The sequence below is a fragment of the Desulfobacter sp. genome (assembly GCA_028768525.1).
Classification (GTDB): domain Bacteria; phylum Desulfobacterota; class Desulfobacteria; order Desulfobacterales; family Desulfobacteraceae; genus Desulfobacter.
Window position 1 is genome coordinate 765,459 of the sequence record CP054837.1, and the last position, 13,624, is coordinate 779,082.

Sequence of the window (13,624 nt, forward strand, 5' to 3'; positions counted from 1 at the left end):
GGCGTTATCCTCTTTTATCATTCAGGATTCTTCACCTGCTGGGGTGCCGCCCCCCACGGGCCGTCCCCGGCGATACCCGACTGGCCCGATCGGCACCGGGCAGGCAACCAGAAAAAGATTCGTTAGATGATCATCTGGTTGATTTCCACGATGGGCAGGCAGACGGCCATGATGATGAGCCCCACCACCAGTCCCATGATAAGGATGATCATGGGTTCGATGAGGGCGGTGGCCGCCGTGATGGCGGCATAGACGTCCTTTTCGTAGAGATCGGCGGATTTTTCAAGGATCTTTTCCATCTCCCCGCTCTTTTCCCCCACCTGGATCATCTGCACGGACAGGGGAGGGAAATACCGGGTGCCGGAAAGGGCCTTGCCAAGTTCCCCGCCCTTTTCCACGGTTTCAGCGGCCGATTCTATCAGATTGGAAATCACCTGGTTGCCGGCCACGTTCCGGGTGATCTTCAGGGCGGTGAGCAGGGGCACCCCGTGTTCCAGAAGGGAGCCAAGGGTCCTTGAAAACCGGGCCACCGCCATTTTCCGGACCAGGGAGCCGGCGATGGGCAGGGAAATCATCACCCGGTCAGTGGCAAGAACGCCCTTTGGGGTCCGGCGGACCAGGTATAGTGCGCCGGCCGCAATCACAGGAAGCAGCAGCACCGCCCACCAGAAATCCAGAAAAAAGTCGCTCACCCCGATGAGCATCCGGGTGGGCCCGGGCAGGGTCTGGTTCATATCCGTGAAAATCCCCACAATGCCGGGGACGATATAGGTCATGAGAATCACCACCACCAGAAAGCCGATCATGGACATGATGATGGGATAGGCCAGGGAGGCCCAGATTTTTTTCTGGGTTTCCTCCCTTTTTTCGGCAAAGTCTGCCAAACGCTCAAGTACGATTTCAAGGGTTCCCGAGGATTCCCCGGCCGCCACCATGTTAATATATACCGAAGAAAAGATACCCGGATACAGGGCCAGGGATTCAGCAAAACCGCCGCCCTGCTCAATACTGTCCTTGATCCGGGAGAGCACCCGCTGCAAAGAACGGGAACCGGCCTGGTCCGCCACCGAGCCCACGGCCTTTACCAGGGGGAATCCGGCGGAAAGCAGGGTGGAGATCAGCCGGGTCACCATGGCAATTTCACTGGCCTTGACCCGGGAAAAATACCGGGCAAAAGCCGGCTGCCGGCCCGGGGTTTCGCCGGCAGGCTGCTTTGAATCAATCCGGTTCAAGGATGTGGGAAACAGGTCTTGATGCCTCAGTTTCTGCCTTGCCGCAGTCTCACTGTCGGCATCCACAATTCCTGACTTCTTTTTTCCTTTGGCATTCAGGGCTTTGTATTCAAATACGGACATGGCTCAACCTGCGAATTCCTTTTTACAATTCTTATAAGAATAACCGGTTCTGAAACTTTTATATACACCCTGCCATAAACTGGCAAACCTTTCCACGGGAATAGCAAAATTTTACCGAATAAAAACACAAACGCCCCCGGGAAATCAATCTCCCGGGGGCGCCGTTATACTCGCTGATACTTTTTTTACTGCACCATCTTGTCCGGCAGGTAGGAGACCACTTCTGGAAAGAGGGTGACAAAGACCACCATCAGCACCATGATGATAAAAAACGGGAGGGTGGCCCGGAGGATGGTGCTCACCTTTTCCCCTGAAATCCCCTGGATGACAAAAATGGAGAATCCCACCGGCGGGGTAATCTGGGAGAGTTCCACCATGAAAACCAGGAAGATGCCGAACCACAAGGGGTCGAATCCGGCCTCCACCACAATGGGCAGGACGATGGGCAGGGTCATGACCACAATGGAAATCCCGTCCAGCATCATGCCCAGCAGGATGTACATCAGCCCAACCACAAAGATCAGCAGATAGGGAGAGAGGTTCAGCCCTGCGATATATTCGCTCACCGCCCTTGCGATGCCCACAAATCCGACGATCTGGGAAAGAAAGGATGCCGCCAGGATGATAAAGCAGATCATGCAGGTCGTATTCACCGCATTGACCAGGGCTTCCCTGAAATTTGACCAGGTCAGGTTCTTAAAGGCCACGGCCAGGACCAGGGCGCCGATAACGCCGATGGCCGCCGCTTCCGTGGGCGTGGTGATCCCCATGTAAATCCCGCCCAGTACCGCAAAAATCAGGCCCATAATGGGGAACAATTCCTTGAGGGAGCGGATCTTTTCTTCCATGGTAAAGGTTTCGGTCTTATCCGGGACCACCGAGGGATTGACCATTGAAGCGGCCATGATATACAGGGAATAGCAGCCGGCCAGAAGCAGGCCCGGAATAACCCCCGAAATAAAGAGCTTGCCAATGGAGGTGTCGGACAAAATCCCGTAGATGATCATGATGAGGCTGGGGGGAATCAGGAAGCCCAGGGTGCCGGCACCGGCCAGCGAGCCGATGGCCAGGTTCTTGGAGTAGCCCCGGCCGGACAATTCGTCCAGGGTGATCTTCCCCACGGTGGCGGTGGTGGCGGCGGAAGAACCGGAGACGGCGGCAAACAGGGAGCAGGCAAATACATTGATGTGCAGAAGCCGGCCCGGAATTCTGGAGAGCCAGGGCAGAAGCCCGTTGAGCAGCTTGGTGGAAATGGCCGTCCGGTAGAGGATTTCCCCCATGAGGATGAACAGGGGCAATGCCGTCAGGGACCAGGAATTGGTGGAATTGTAGATGGAGTTGGCCAAAAGCCCGCCGATCTTATCCCAGACAGAAATCACCGGGGGCAGGTTCAGGTCGAATACCAGCATGCCGAAAATCCCGGTGCACATCAGGGAAAAGCCGATCCACAGCCCGGAGAAGAGGCAGAGAAACATAAAGCCGAAAAGCACCACAGTCATCAATAAAGGATCGGAAATCATGTAAACCTCTTTAACAGCCTTGCCACAAGCTGGAGATCAAACAAAATCAAACCAACGGGTATCATCAGCTGCGACAGGTAAATTGGGGTTTCGGAAATGGTATCGGCGCGCATGTCCAGCTGCCATGAATCAAAGACCATGACGCCGGCATAGTAGAGGGCAAAGGTGGTGGCCGCCAGGGCAACCACCGTGGCCAGGACATCCAGAGCCGCCTGTCCCCGCTTGCCCAGCACCGATGTGAGCAGGGTGATTTTGATGTGCCCGTCCTCCTTAAATGTATAGGCCAGGCCCAGCATCACCACCCCCACGAAAAAATAGGCGCTGTACTCGTCGGAAATCAAGGTGGAGGTATTGAACACCGAGCGCAGCAGGATTTCCACTGCAATGAAAAGGACGATGAGCACCATGAAAAAGGCGGAGAGAAAGGCCCCCCCGGTGGAGAGCCTTTCTACAAGTGTTATGAATTTCTTCATTTGGTGTACTTTTCAAGCAATGCTTTGGTTTTGGCATCCGCTTTTTTGGCAAACCCGTCAACAATGGGGCCTGCGGCCTTGTCCATCTCGGCAGCCAGGGCATCGGAGGGATCGGCAATGGTGAATCCCTTTTCCTTGATCACGGACAGGGCTTCCATGGTTTTGGATTCAGAGGCCTGCCACTGGGCGGCTTCGGTTTCCGCAGCAGCCTTGAGGATGGCATCCTTCTGATCCTTGGACATGGCGTTCCAATAATCCATGTTCACGGTGACCATGTTCAGGGGGAAGGCATAATAGATATTGGTAAAATGATCCAATACTTCCCAGAACTTGCCGTTCTTGGTGGATTCAGCGGAGGTGAGGACGGAATCGATCATCCCGGTTCTCAAAGAAGAGTAGACCTCGCCCCAGGGCAGGGCCAGGGGAGCGCCGCCCAGTTCCCTCAGGAAATTGGCGCCGTTTTTGTCATAGGTACGGGTTTTAAGCCCCTTGATGTCGGCGACACCGGCAACAGCCTTTTTGGTGACCAGTCCCGAGGGGGGCCAGGGTGCGGCATAAAGGAGCTTCTGGTTCCATTTGGCAGCGGCTTTTTCATACAGGGGTCTGGCGTCTGCGTACAGGGCTTTGGCTTCTTCAAAGGAGCCGGCCAGCCTTGGCAGGGAGGATAGCCCGAAAACATGGGCGGAGCCGGAAACACCCCCCATGAGGATGTCGCTCATGGGCAGCTGGGCGTCTTTCACGGCCTTGAGCAGTTCAGGGCCTTTGAACCCCAGGCTGCCGCCGGGATGTACCGTGATATCCAGGCTGCCGCCGGAATATTTATTGGCAAGCTCGGCAAATTTCATGGCCCCAACGGTATGAAAGCTGGTGGACCCGTAAATGGCGTTCAAATCCAGCTTCATTGTTTTTCCGGCCCAGGCCGGGGCTGCGGCCATCATGACCATGAGGGCAACGAGGATCGATTTTTTCAGTGCACGCATTGTACAAACTCCTTTTTTATTACGATTAATATAAATGAACTGCAAAACTCCTGCAGCGGTCTGCTCCTTTTCCTTAAATCTGGATCATATACTTTTCAATCCGCTGTCTGAAAACAGGGTGGTTGAAAAACTCATTTCCCATGGCGGCCGGGGATTTAACCCCCATATCCGCCTTCCGGATTTCTTCAAATTCTTCTGCGGCTTCCCGGTATATGCGGTGGGCCTGTGCCAGGGTCACCTTCTCAAACCGAATCCGGTTTCCCGGTACGCCCTGGGCCAGGCGGTCCAGGTCCGTGGAAATCACCGTGGCGATTTTGGCATATCCCCCCACGGTCTGTTCGGCCAGAAGGACAATGGGCTGCCCGTCTTCCGGGATCTGTACCCCGCCGGGCAGGCTGGGCTCGGAAATAATACTCCTGGGCATCCCCGGTTTCAGTTCCACGGCCGTTCCTGCCAGCCGGTACCCCATGCGGTTGGCCTTGTCCGTTATTGTAAAAACCGAATTAAAAAAGATCTCCAGGCCCTTATCAAAATAAGCATCCTGGGGACCGGGAACCGCCCGAAGTACCATCTCATCAGGATGGTCGGGAATCCATTGCCCGGGCAGTTCCCTTAAGCAATCCCCCCCCTGGGCGGCGGCGCGCTGGATCACATCACCGGCAGCCGCAAGCCGCCCGTCAATGCCGCCGATTCTGGCACCGATATAGGTGGACCGGCTGCCCATGACCTCGGGAACCTCAATGCCGCCGGACAGGGCCAGGTAGGCCCGGCACCCCTTGTCCGCCGCCCCCATGGCAATACGGTCCCCGGGGCGGACCCGGTGGGCGGCCCAGTTGCGGCAGGGCCTGCCGTTGACCGTCAGCCCCATGTCGGCACCGGCCACGGCCAGGACCATATCATCCAGGACGTCCATCTGAGCGCCCATGAAGGTAAATTCCAGAACCGCGCAGGACTCGTCATTTCCCGCCAGAATATTGGCCAGGCGCCCTGCCCGCTTATCCAGCATGCCGCAGGGGGGCACTCCGAACTGCTGAAACCCGAACCGGCCCAAATCCTGGACCGTTGTGAAAGGGCCGGGTGAAATGATTTTCAAGGCATTCATTCAACAGCCTCCCCGGCCCTGGCGGCGTCGGCCATCCGCCTGAATTCATCCAGGGTAATGGGCTTGAACCGGAGCCGGTCACCCGCCTTTAGCAGAATAGGGTTCTCCCGCCGGGGATCAAAGAGTTTCACCGGACACCTGCCGATGAGCTGCCAGCCGCCTGGGCTGTCAATGGGGTAGATCCCGGTCTGGTTGTTGGCAATCCCCACAGAACCTGCTGGCACCCGGGTACGTGGGGTGGACAGCCGGGGGGTATGGATTTTCTCGGAGAGCCCGCCCAGGTAGGGGAACCCCGGGGTGAACCCGATCATGTATATGGGATAGAGGGGCGCGGTGTGAACGGCCACCACCTCCTGGGGCGTGAGCCCGTTGACTTCGGCCACATGGGCCAGATCGGGCCCAAAACTTTCATGGTAGCATACGGGAAGTTCCACCACCTCCGGCTCCGGCAGGGGCATGCCGGCAAGGCCGGCATTGGTCTGTTCAAGCAGAGGGATCAAGGTATCCGGATCTGTAATCAGCGGATCGTAGATGAGCACCAGGGAACAATAGGTGGGAATAATCTCTTCCACCCCCCGGGGCATCTCCTGTGCCAGCCGCCCGGCCACCGCCCGGATGCGGGTATTGACCTCCGGATCAATGAAATTTGCAAATTCCATGAGCAGGCCCCTGTCCCCTGCCGGCCGGAATACCGGATTGTTGTAAATCTGTTCGGTTGCCTCTGCCATTCACCCGGTCCCGTTTAGGTTCACTCTGTAATAACAATGGTTAAATTAGAAAATATACTTGTCATATATTTATAAATTATGTCAAGTATATTTAACATATGCTATTTAATCTTCTATCCGGCCATGGCGGTAACAACGATTTCACGGGCTTCCAGGCCCGTCCGGATCTCTTTTACCAGATTCACGGCTTCCTGGTTATCCCCGTGGACACAAAGGGTCTGGACATCCAGTTCAATGCGGGACCCGTCGCTGGCAATGACAAATCCCTCGGCCATGTCCAGGGCCCGTTTTGCCACCTGAGCAGGATCTGAAATCACCGCACCAGGCTGGTTCCGGGGAACCAGTGTCCCCTCCGGTGTATAGGCACGGTCCGGAAAAGCCTCAAAGACCACATTGAGCCCCAGTTCAGCCCCCGTCTGCCGCATGGTCTCCCCCTTTTTTCCGGCCAGGGCGACGAAACGCAGGTCCGGGTCCAGGCTGAGAACGGCCCGGGCAACAGCGCGGGCAGCCGCCTTGTTTTCCACGGCATCCAGATAAAGGGCGCCATGGGGTTTGACATGCTGAAGCCGCACCCCATGGACCCGGCAAAACGCCTGGAGCGCCCCGATCTGGTAAACCAGGTATTGCTGGATCTCCTGGGGGCTCAGGTTCATCTTCCGCCGGCCGAATCCCATGAGGTCCGGATAGCCGGGATGGGCACCGACCCCCACCTTGTTCTCCTTTGCCCAGCGCACTGTGGCATCCATGACCAGAGGGTCTCCGGCGTGCCAGCCGCAGGCCACATTGGCCGAGGTGATATACGGCATGACATCCCTGTCCATACCGATGGTGTAATTGCCGAAGCTCTCGCCCATGTCGCAGTTCAAATCAATTGTTTTAATCTCAGGGGTATTCATTGCTTGTCCTCCGGTTTCAGGAAACCATGAATTGAACGATCCGTTTCCTGAAGGTTTCCAAATGATGTGTCAATAATTGTTTCAGCCCCTCCCCGTCCTTTGCCTCAAGACATGCGATGATCTGTTCATGTTCCTCAATGACGCTTGCATAATGGTCTTCAAGGCTCTGTTCCGGCCCCACCACCGTATTATAGGAAAGATAGGAAAGACGCTTGGCCTCGCATCTTACATCGTGGACCGCACGGATTAAAAATTCATTCTGAGAGGCGGAGGCCAGTGCCATGTGAAAGTCATGGTTGGCTTCCACCATTCCGAGAAGATCGCCGTGCTTAACGGTCTTCCCGATCTCGGCATTGGCCGCCCGCATCTTTTTCAGGGCCGGGACACAGTTCTTAGTCACGGCAATATCCACCACACCGGCTTCAAAGATACCCGTGGATTCAAACATGGCCTTGGTATTCTGCAGGGTGATGGGACGGACAATCACCCCTTTATTGGGATGGGATTCCACCATTTTCTCACTCTGGAGCCGGACCAGGGCCTCCCGTATGGGAGTCCTGCCGATACCCAGTTCCTCCACAAGCTGGCATTCTTCAAGGTGCTGGCTGGGCTGGTATTCCAGGCTGATGATGCGCCGGACAATGGCTTCATAGGCCACCAAAGCAAGGGGCTGTTTGTGGGCTTTTTCTTTTCTGGTCGTCATACTCCCCCCTTTTTATAGGATTTACGCCACTCTACAAAACCATAAAATATATTTCAAGTATATTAGTGAATATTTTATTTCAGGGGTTCCGCCAATTTTGCAAAAAAGAACCGAACAAAAGCAAATCCGCCGTTTTCATGCCTTAATCCCTGCTAATCCTCCCTAAACCGGCCCTATCCCCCATTTTTCCCGTTTGATAAACCCGGGGGCCTCTGGTATATTCGCCCGACCTTTTTGATGGAGACATCAACCCGGTGGGGTTCCCGAGTGGTCAAAGGGATCAGACTGTAAATCTGACGGCTCAGCCTTCGGAGGTTCAAATCCTCCCCCCACCACCAGCACCAAAGCCCATGTAGCTCAGTCGGTAGAGCGCTTCCTTGGTAAGGAAGAGGTTCACCAGTTCGATTCTGGTCATGGGCTCCACCCCCTTCCCCTTTTTTCACTTGAAATCTCCTGCGGCTCCGGCCATACTGCCCTGAAAAAACCCATAACACCTCAAGGATACTATGGCATCTCATCTATGGCAGGATCCAGGAATCTGGGCCGGGCTGAACACCCCGGATATGGAAACCCAAAAAGCGGATGTGGTAATTTTCGGAATTCCCTACGACGGCAGCGTCTCATTCAGGGCCGGGGCGGCCCAGGCCCCCGACGCCCTCAGAAAGATCACCTATACCATTTCCCCCACCACCGAAGATTTCAATTCATTTGCAGACCTGAAAATTAAGGATGCGGGCAATATCACCGGAAAATCCAGGGAAGAGGTATTTGCAAAGGCACGGGAACTCACCGCGGAACTGGTGGAAAAAGACCGGTTCTTCATCATGATCGGCGGCGACCATTCCGTGACCATACCGGTGCACCAGGGCATTGACCACGCCCTGGACCAGCCCTTCGGCATCGTCCATATCGACGCCCATTTTGATCTCTGCGACCACCAGGACGGCGACCGGTTCTCCCACGGCTCAACCCAGCGCCGGGCACTGGAACTTGAAAATATAAGGGGAATAGAAGATATATTTTTCCTGGGCATCCGCTCCATCGAAACCGATGAACTGGAATTTTTCAACACCCACCCCGTCCAGGTGATCTCTGCCAAGGAAATCGCCGCAACAGGGGTGGACAACGCCCTTGCCAGGATAAAAAAACAACTGGGCCATTTAAACAAAATTTACCTGACCATTGACATCGACTGCCTGGACCCGGCCTATGCCCCGGGCACCGGCACCCCACAGTTCGGGGGCTTAAGTTCCCGGGAACTGCTGGGTCTGATGGAAGGAATATTTGAACTCCCGGTGATGGGAATGGATATTGTGGAAGTCGCCCCAGGGCTGGATGATTCCCTCACCGCCGTATTTGCGGCCCGCAAACTGGTCACCGAGGCCATGGGGCTCATCCGCAGAAAAACAGGGCCCGCCGGAAAAAACGGCGGGCCCAGCTAAAAAAATCAAGCCTCAATGGGGCGGAACTACCCCCTCCGCCGCCCCAGTCCGGCCAGGGCCAGCAGTCCGGACCCCAGCAGCCAGACCGCCCCGGGCACAGGCGCATGGGAGACATAGATGTTGAACCGGCCCAGGCGGTCTATGGTGGTCTCATCCCCGTCATCCCCGTGGGCAAGGAAATCCAGTTCAAATTCACTGCTCTGGAAAAGGTCAAAGGCGTCAAAGAGGGTGGTTTCATACTTGGCCTCCATGGTGAGGATGGGAATCCCCAGGGCCAGGGCGGCATAGAGGTCAAGGTCCTGGCTGAATCTGTTTTTCCCCACGGAGAAATCCTCCAGGCTGATCTCCCAGTGGCCGGGCAGATCCAGGTCCAGTTCCAGATCCAGGAGGCTCCCCCCGGTCAGCCCGGTGAAGGCCAGGTCCATGGTCCGCTGGGTCATGGATTCCATATGGGTGTACCTGACGATGCCGGTGATGGTTTCAGGGGTAAACCAGAGGCTCTGCTTCAGGCCCAGCTCCAGTGCAAACTGGATAAAGGCCACATCAAATCCCGGGGCCAGAAGGTCCTTATTTTCCACAACGGATACGGTATTGCCCAGGCCCGTGGTAAAGTCGTTGTCAATGTTGAGGTCGGCATTGACCATCCCGACGGGAATGCTGATATCAATATCGTTGGGAAAGGGGGGAATAAGATGGGCCCACCAGGGGAAATCCACCTTCAGGTTGGCCGTCCCGGCCAGTTTGGCTCCGAAATCCGTGGCAATTTTGCTTTCGCCCTCGATCCCGTTATAGGCCAGGCTGATCTTTGTTTTTCCGGGGCTGCTCACCTGTCTGTTATAATTGGCCGAAATCCGCCCCTCCACATTTCCCGAAACGGTTCCGGTATCGGCCTGAAGCTCATAGGAGACACCCGTCCCCTTTAACATCCCCGATTGGACCTGGAGCCCGTCGCTGTACTTGTGGTTGAGCCCCGATGTCCCCGGCCCCCACATGCTCTGGCCCCCTGCCACCCCTGACCTGAAAATCCACGAATCCGTAGTCACCACCGCATGCCCGGGAGCCGCCGCCCCCAGGACCAAGACCAGCACCGCCCAGCCGTAAAAAAACCTGCTTAACATGACCCATCCTCCTGATTCCTGTAAATCTGATTGTAATTTCTGATAAGAACAGGTTTGAATATACAGAACAGCCTGCCGAAAATGCAAAAGCAAACCCCGTGAAAAAACGTGAAAATTAAATAATTTTTACATATCACCGCGTTAAAACCAGCACTTGCAAAAAATATAACATTGTTATACTTCATAAATTAGCATCACATATAACGCTGTTACACAATTTTTCGAGTGAGGCCCAATGGAGACACCCAAGGGAAAAAATCCGGTTCAAAGCAGAGAAAAAATCATCAGTGCGGCCAGGGCCATCATACTGGAAAAAGGCATCAATGCCCTGTCCATGAGAACCCTTGCCAAAGAATCCAACCTCGCCCTGCGCACCCTGTATAACCTTTACGGCAACAAGGAAAATGTCATCATTGAGATTTTCGAGCAGGGCACCCGGGCCATTGAAGAAGCAACGGCCAGGCTTCAGTCAAAAATGGAAAACGGCCCCTGGAAGACGGCCTACTACCAGGAATGGATTGAGGCCGTGGAGCCCATATTCCTGGAAAACCAGGCAGAGATCAAGCCCTCGGTGATTGCAGGGTTTTCCCTCGTCTCCCCCGGTGCAAAGAAACTGGCCCGGATACACAAAAGAAGGATCAGCATCATCCAGGGGGCACTGGAGACGGCCGCCCGGAAAGGCCTGATATGGGCGGACCTGGACCTTGGTGTCTGCGCAAAACTTGCCTACCATAATTATTTTAATGTTGTGCTCCAGTGGGCCAGGGGGGAAATCGATGATTGGGGACTGGTTGTTTCCGGGCGGTATGCCGTCCAGACCATTTTGCATACCCTGATCAATGATCCGGCCCGGAGAAAAAACAACCTTAACCTTTTAAGGAAATTAAAAAAACGAGGTGACGACCATGAAAGCTGTTAAAATTATTCTGGCTGTGATTGTGGGGGCCGCACTTATTTCCGGGGCCGGGTTCTATTTCTTTTTCCAGGCCGCCGTTCCCGGGTATCAGGGGACCATACCCGTCAAGGGCCTGAAGGCGGCGGTGGAAGTCCGGACAGATCCCCACGGGGTGCCCCATATCTATGCCGAAAACGAGGAAGACCTCTATTTTGCCCAGGGATATATCATTGCACGGGAACGGATGTTCCAGATGGACATGACCCGGCTGGCTGGCAGGGGGGAACTCTCCTCGGTATTTGGGGAACGGACCCTGGAAAAGGACAGGTTTCTCAAAACCCTGGGATTTTACCGCCATGCCAGAAAAAGCTACCCGGCCATGCTGCCGGAAACCCGGATGGCTGTTGAGGCCTTTACCCGGGGGGTCAACACATACCTGGAAACCGCAGAGACCCTGCCCAGGGAATATTTTTTCCTGGGTACCCGGCCCGGACCATGGACACCGGAGGATTCCGTGGCAACCGCCATGCTCATGGCCTACAGCCTGACCCGCTCCAAAAAAGTGGACCTGGCCATGACCCGGGTCCTTGAACAGGCAGGACCGGAATTGCTTGATCTCATCCTGCCCGCCTATCCGGAATTTGCACCGACACTCACCGGCAAGCCCACCCGGCAGGAGAACAATGGCCTTGCCCTGCAAAAAGGAATCAAAGCCGGCCCAGGCACCGTGGCCCCTGCCCGTATGGATTTTCCCTTTCCCATGGATATTGCGGCCAGCAATTGGATGCTCTTTTCCGGGGCGGCCACCACATCGGGCAAGGCCCTTTTTGCAGGCAGCCCGGACCTGGCCCCCACCCTGCCCGCCCTCTTTTACCTCATGCACATTAAAGGCGGGGATATTGATGCGGTGGGCGGCGTGCTCCCCGGGGTACCCGGAATGGGCCCCCTGGGCTTCAACGGCCATTTCGCTTACAGCGCCGTCAACGGCAGGGGGGACGAACTGGATTACTTCATCGAAAAAATCAACCCGGATAATCCGGACCAATACCTCACCGAAGCGGGGTACGAGGATTTTCAAATCATTGAGGAGACCCTGCGCATCAAAACCGGGGACAGAATGGAAACCCGGCCCATGAAGATCAGAATTTCCCGCCACGGCCCCATGATATCCGATGTCCTGCCCGGCGCCCCGGCCCACTGCGCCATGCAATGGGCGGCCCTGGACCTGCCGAACAGGGATATCGACGGCCTGATCCAATTGCTCAAAGCCCGGGATTTTTCCCAGTTCAGACGGGCATTGAGCCGGATCCGCACCATCAACCTCAATATCGGGTATGCGGATAAACGGGGCAATATCGGCTGGCAGTTTACGGCGGCCCCACCGGTCCGAAAAGCCGGTAAGGGCTCGACCGTCCTGCCGGGCTGGGCCGGGGAGTACGACTGGACGGGGTTTGTTCCCTTTGAAGACCTTCCCTTTGACTACAATCCGGAAAAGGGGTATGTGGGCTCCTTTAACAATGACCCGGGGGGCACCCCCTATCACCTGACCAATTTTTATCTCTTTGAACGGGCCATCCGGTTTGAAGAGATAATGAAAGCCCAGGCCGGCCAGCCTGTGGATCTGGAACGGCTGAAATCCTTCCAGCTGGATACCGGCTCCGCCGTGGCCCGGCGCTGGACCCCGCTGATAATCGAAGCATGCCGGCAGGAAACCCGCCTTGCCCCGGTCCTTTCCCTGCTATCGGAATGGGACTGCAAAATCGACATGGAGAGCAGTGCCGCCACCTTCTTCAACTATTTCTACTATAAAATGATGGCCGCCACCCTTGCGGACGAAACAGGGGAAAAACTGTGGAAGGAAAAACTGAGCCGGGAATACCTCTATTATATTCCGGATCTCCTGCTCAGCCGCATCATCCGGATTCCGGACCATCCCCTGTTCGACGACGGGCGCACCCCGGCGGTCAAAGAGAACCGGGACGATATCATCCGCCGGGCAGCCGCAGAGGCAATGGATTACCTTGGTGCCGCCCACGGAAAGGACCCGGAAAACTGGCAATGGGGACGGGTCCACAAAATGCCCTTTAACCATCCCCTGGGCGGCAAGCTGCCGTTTTTAAACCTGGATCCCATCCCCACCCACGGGTCCCACCACACCATCAATTCAGGATTCTGGAACCCCGACAGGCCCTTTGAAATGAGTTCAGGCGGGGTGATCCGGATGATGGTGGATTTCTCGGATCTGGAAAAATCCACTTTCATCAGTCCACCGGGCCAGTCCGGCCATTATCTGAGCCCCTATTACGATGACCTGGCCCATACCTGGGCGGCCGGGGACCAGATTCCCATGCACTACCTCACCGGCCGGGATCTGCCCCAGCAGTTAACACTGCTGCCGGAATAAAAGGGGCT

Annotated in this window: 12 protein-coding genes and 2 tRNA genes; 5 read left to right on the forward strand and 9 right to left on the reverse strand. The window is 55.8% G+C overall.

The window, feature by feature from the left end; translation table 11 throughout:
- Positions 1-122 precede the first annotated feature (122 nt).
- The 8 genes from gspF to HUN04_03445 form a co-directional block, all read right to left on the reverse strand.
- The gene (gene gspF / locus HUN04_03410) at positions 123-1,355 is read right to left on the reverse strand and encodes a type II secretion system inner membrane protein GspF (protein ID WDP88833.1); all 1,233 of its coding nucleotides are present in this window, start codon (positions 1,353-1,355) and stop codon (positions 123-125) included.
- A gap of 185 nt (positions 1,356-1,540) precedes the next feature.
- Positions 1,541-2,875 carry a TRAP transporter large permease subunit gene (locus HUN04_03415; GenBank protein WDP88834.1) on the reverse strand — a complete coding sequence of 445 codons (1,335 nt, stop codon included), beginning with the start codon at positions 2,873-2,875 and terminating at the stop codon, positions 1,541-1,543.
- On the reverse strand, positions 2,872-3,348 hold the full coding sequence (locus HUN04_03420) for a TRAP transporter small permease subunit (protein ID WDP88835.1): 477 nt from the start codon (positions 3,346-3,348) through the stop codon (positions 2,872-2,874). Before HUN04_03420 ends, HUN04_03415 begins: the two co-directional genes overlap by 4 nt.
- Positions 3,345-4,328 carry a TRAP transporter substrate-binding protein gene (locus HUN04_03425; GenBank protein ID WDP88836.1) on the reverse strand — a complete coding sequence of 328 codons (984 nt, stop codon included), beginning with the start codon at positions 4,326-4,328 and terminating at the stop codon, positions 3,345-3,347. The genes HUN04_03420 and HUN04_03425 overlap by 4 nt, the downstream gene beginning before the upstream one ends.
- Positions 4,329-4,401: 73 nt before the next feature.
- Entirely contained in the window at positions 4,402-5,430 is a 1,029-nt protein-coding gene (locus HUN04_03430; protein ID WDP88837.1) for a biotin-dependent carboxyltransferase family protein, read from the reverse strand.
- Positions 5,427-6,158, reverse strand: coding sequence for a 5-oxoprolinase subunit PxpB (gene pxpB / locus HUN04_03435; protein ID WDP88838.1), 732 nt, complete (start codon positions 6,156-6,158; stop codon positions 5,427-5,429). The genes HUN04_03430 and pxpB overlap by 4 nt, the downstream gene beginning before the upstream one ends.
- A 113-nt stretch (positions 6,159-6,271) precedes the next feature.
- Positions 6,272-7,030 (reverse strand): 5-oxoprolinase subunit PxpA, encoded by a 759-nt coding sequence (locus HUN04_03440; protein WDP93147.1) that lies wholly within the window; start codon positions 7,028-7,030, stop codon positions 6,272-6,274.
- A 40-nt stretch (positions 7,031-7,070) separates the two neighbouring features.
- Entirely contained in the window at positions 7,071-7,757 is a 687-nt protein-coding gene (locus HUN04_03445) for a GntR family transcriptional regulator (GenBank protein WDP88839.1), read from the reverse strand.
- A 253-nt stretch (positions 7,758-8,010) separates the two neighbouring features.
- Here HUN04_03445 and HUN04_03450 point away from each other — a divergent pair.
- The 3 genes from HUN04_03450 (at position 8,011) to speB (ending at position 9,199) form a co-directional block, all read left to right on the forward strand.
- Positions 8,011-8,095, forward strand: a tRNA-Tyr gene (locus HUN04_03450).
- Between the two features lie 8 nt (positions 8,096-8,103).
- Positions 8,104-8,180, forward strand: a tRNA-Thr gene (locus HUN04_03455).
- 83 nt (positions 8,181-8,263) lie between these two features.
- Positions 8,264-9,199 (forward strand): agmatinase, encoded by a 936-nt coding sequence (gene speB, locus HUN04_03460; GenBank protein ID WDP88840.1) that lies wholly within the window; start codon positions 8,264-8,266, stop codon positions 9,197-9,199.
- Between the two features lie 26 nt (positions 9,200-9,225).
- Here the strand turns inward: speB and HUN04_03465 are convergent, their stop codons facing one another.
- On the reverse strand, positions 9,226-10,317 hold the full coding sequence (locus tag HUN04_03465; protein ID WDP88841.1) for a hypothetical protein: 1,092 nt from the start codon (positions 10,315-10,317) through the stop codon (positions 9,226-9,228).
- A gap of 235 nt (positions 10,318-10,552) precedes the next feature.
- Between HUN04_03465 and HUN04_03470 the strand changes: the two genes are divergently transcribed.
- Positions 10,553-11,236, forward strand: a complete 684-nt coding sequence (locus tag HUN04_03470; GenBank protein ID WDP88842.1) for a TetR/AcrR family transcriptional regulator — start codon at positions 10,553-10,555, stop codon at positions 11,234-11,236.
- On the forward strand, positions 11,223-13,616 hold the full coding sequence (locus HUN04_03475; GenBank protein ID WDP88843.1) for a penicillin acylase family protein: 2,394 nt from the start codon (positions 11,223-11,225) through the stop codon (positions 13,614-13,616). The genes HUN04_03470 and HUN04_03475 overlap by 14 nt, the downstream gene beginning before the upstream one ends.
- The last annotated feature ends 8 nt before the right edge of the window (positions 13,617-13,624 follow it).

What these genes read in the sequence shown, in the direction of transcription:
- HUN04_03475 (WDP88843.1), top strand. Translation starts at nt 11,223, where the DNA reads ATGAAAGCTGTTAAAATTATTCTGGCTGTGATTGTGGGGGCCGCACTT.
- speB (WDP88840.1), top strand. Translation starts at nt 8,264, where the DNA reads ATGGCATCTCATCTATGGCAGGATCCAGGAATCTGGGCCGGGCTGAAC.
- HUN04_03415 (WDP88834.1), bottom strand. Translation starts at nt 2,875, where the DNA reads ATGATTTCCGATCCTTTATTGATGACTGTGGTGCTTTTCGGCTTTATG.
- pxpB (WDP88838.1), bottom strand. Translation starts at nt 6,158, where the DNA reads ATGGCAGAGGCAACCGAACAGATTTACAACAATCCGGTATTCCGGCCG.
- HUN04_03420 (WDP88835.1), bottom strand. Translation starts at nt 3,348, where the DNA reads ATGAAGAAATTCATAACACTTGTAGAAAGGCTCTCCACCGGGGGGGCC.
- gspF (WDP88833.1), bottom strand. Translation starts at nt 1,355, where the DNA reads ATGTCCGTATTTGAATACAAAGCCCTGAATGCCAAAGGAAAAAAGAAG.
- HUN04_03465 (WDP88841.1), bottom strand. Translation starts at nt 10,317, where the DNA reads ATGTTAAGCAGGTTTTTTTACGGCTGGGCGGTGCTGGTCTTGGTCCTG.
- HUN04_03470 (WDP88842.1), top strand. Translation starts at nt 10,553, where the DNA reads ATGGAGACACCCAAGGGAAAAAATCCGGTTCAAAGCAGAGAAAAAATC.
- HUN04_03445 (WDP88839.1), bottom strand. Translation starts at nt 7,757, where the DNA reads ATGACGACCAGAAAAGAAAAAGCCCACAAACAGCCCCTTGCTTTGGTG.
- HUN04_03430 (WDP88837.1), bottom strand. Translation starts at nt 5,430, where the DNA reads ATGAATGCCTTGAAAATCATTTCACCCGGCCCTTTCACAACGGTCCAG.
- HUN04_03425 (WDP88836.1), bottom strand. Translation starts at nt 4,328, where the DNA reads ATGCGTGCACTGAAAAAATCGATCCTCGTTGCCCTCATGGTCATGATG.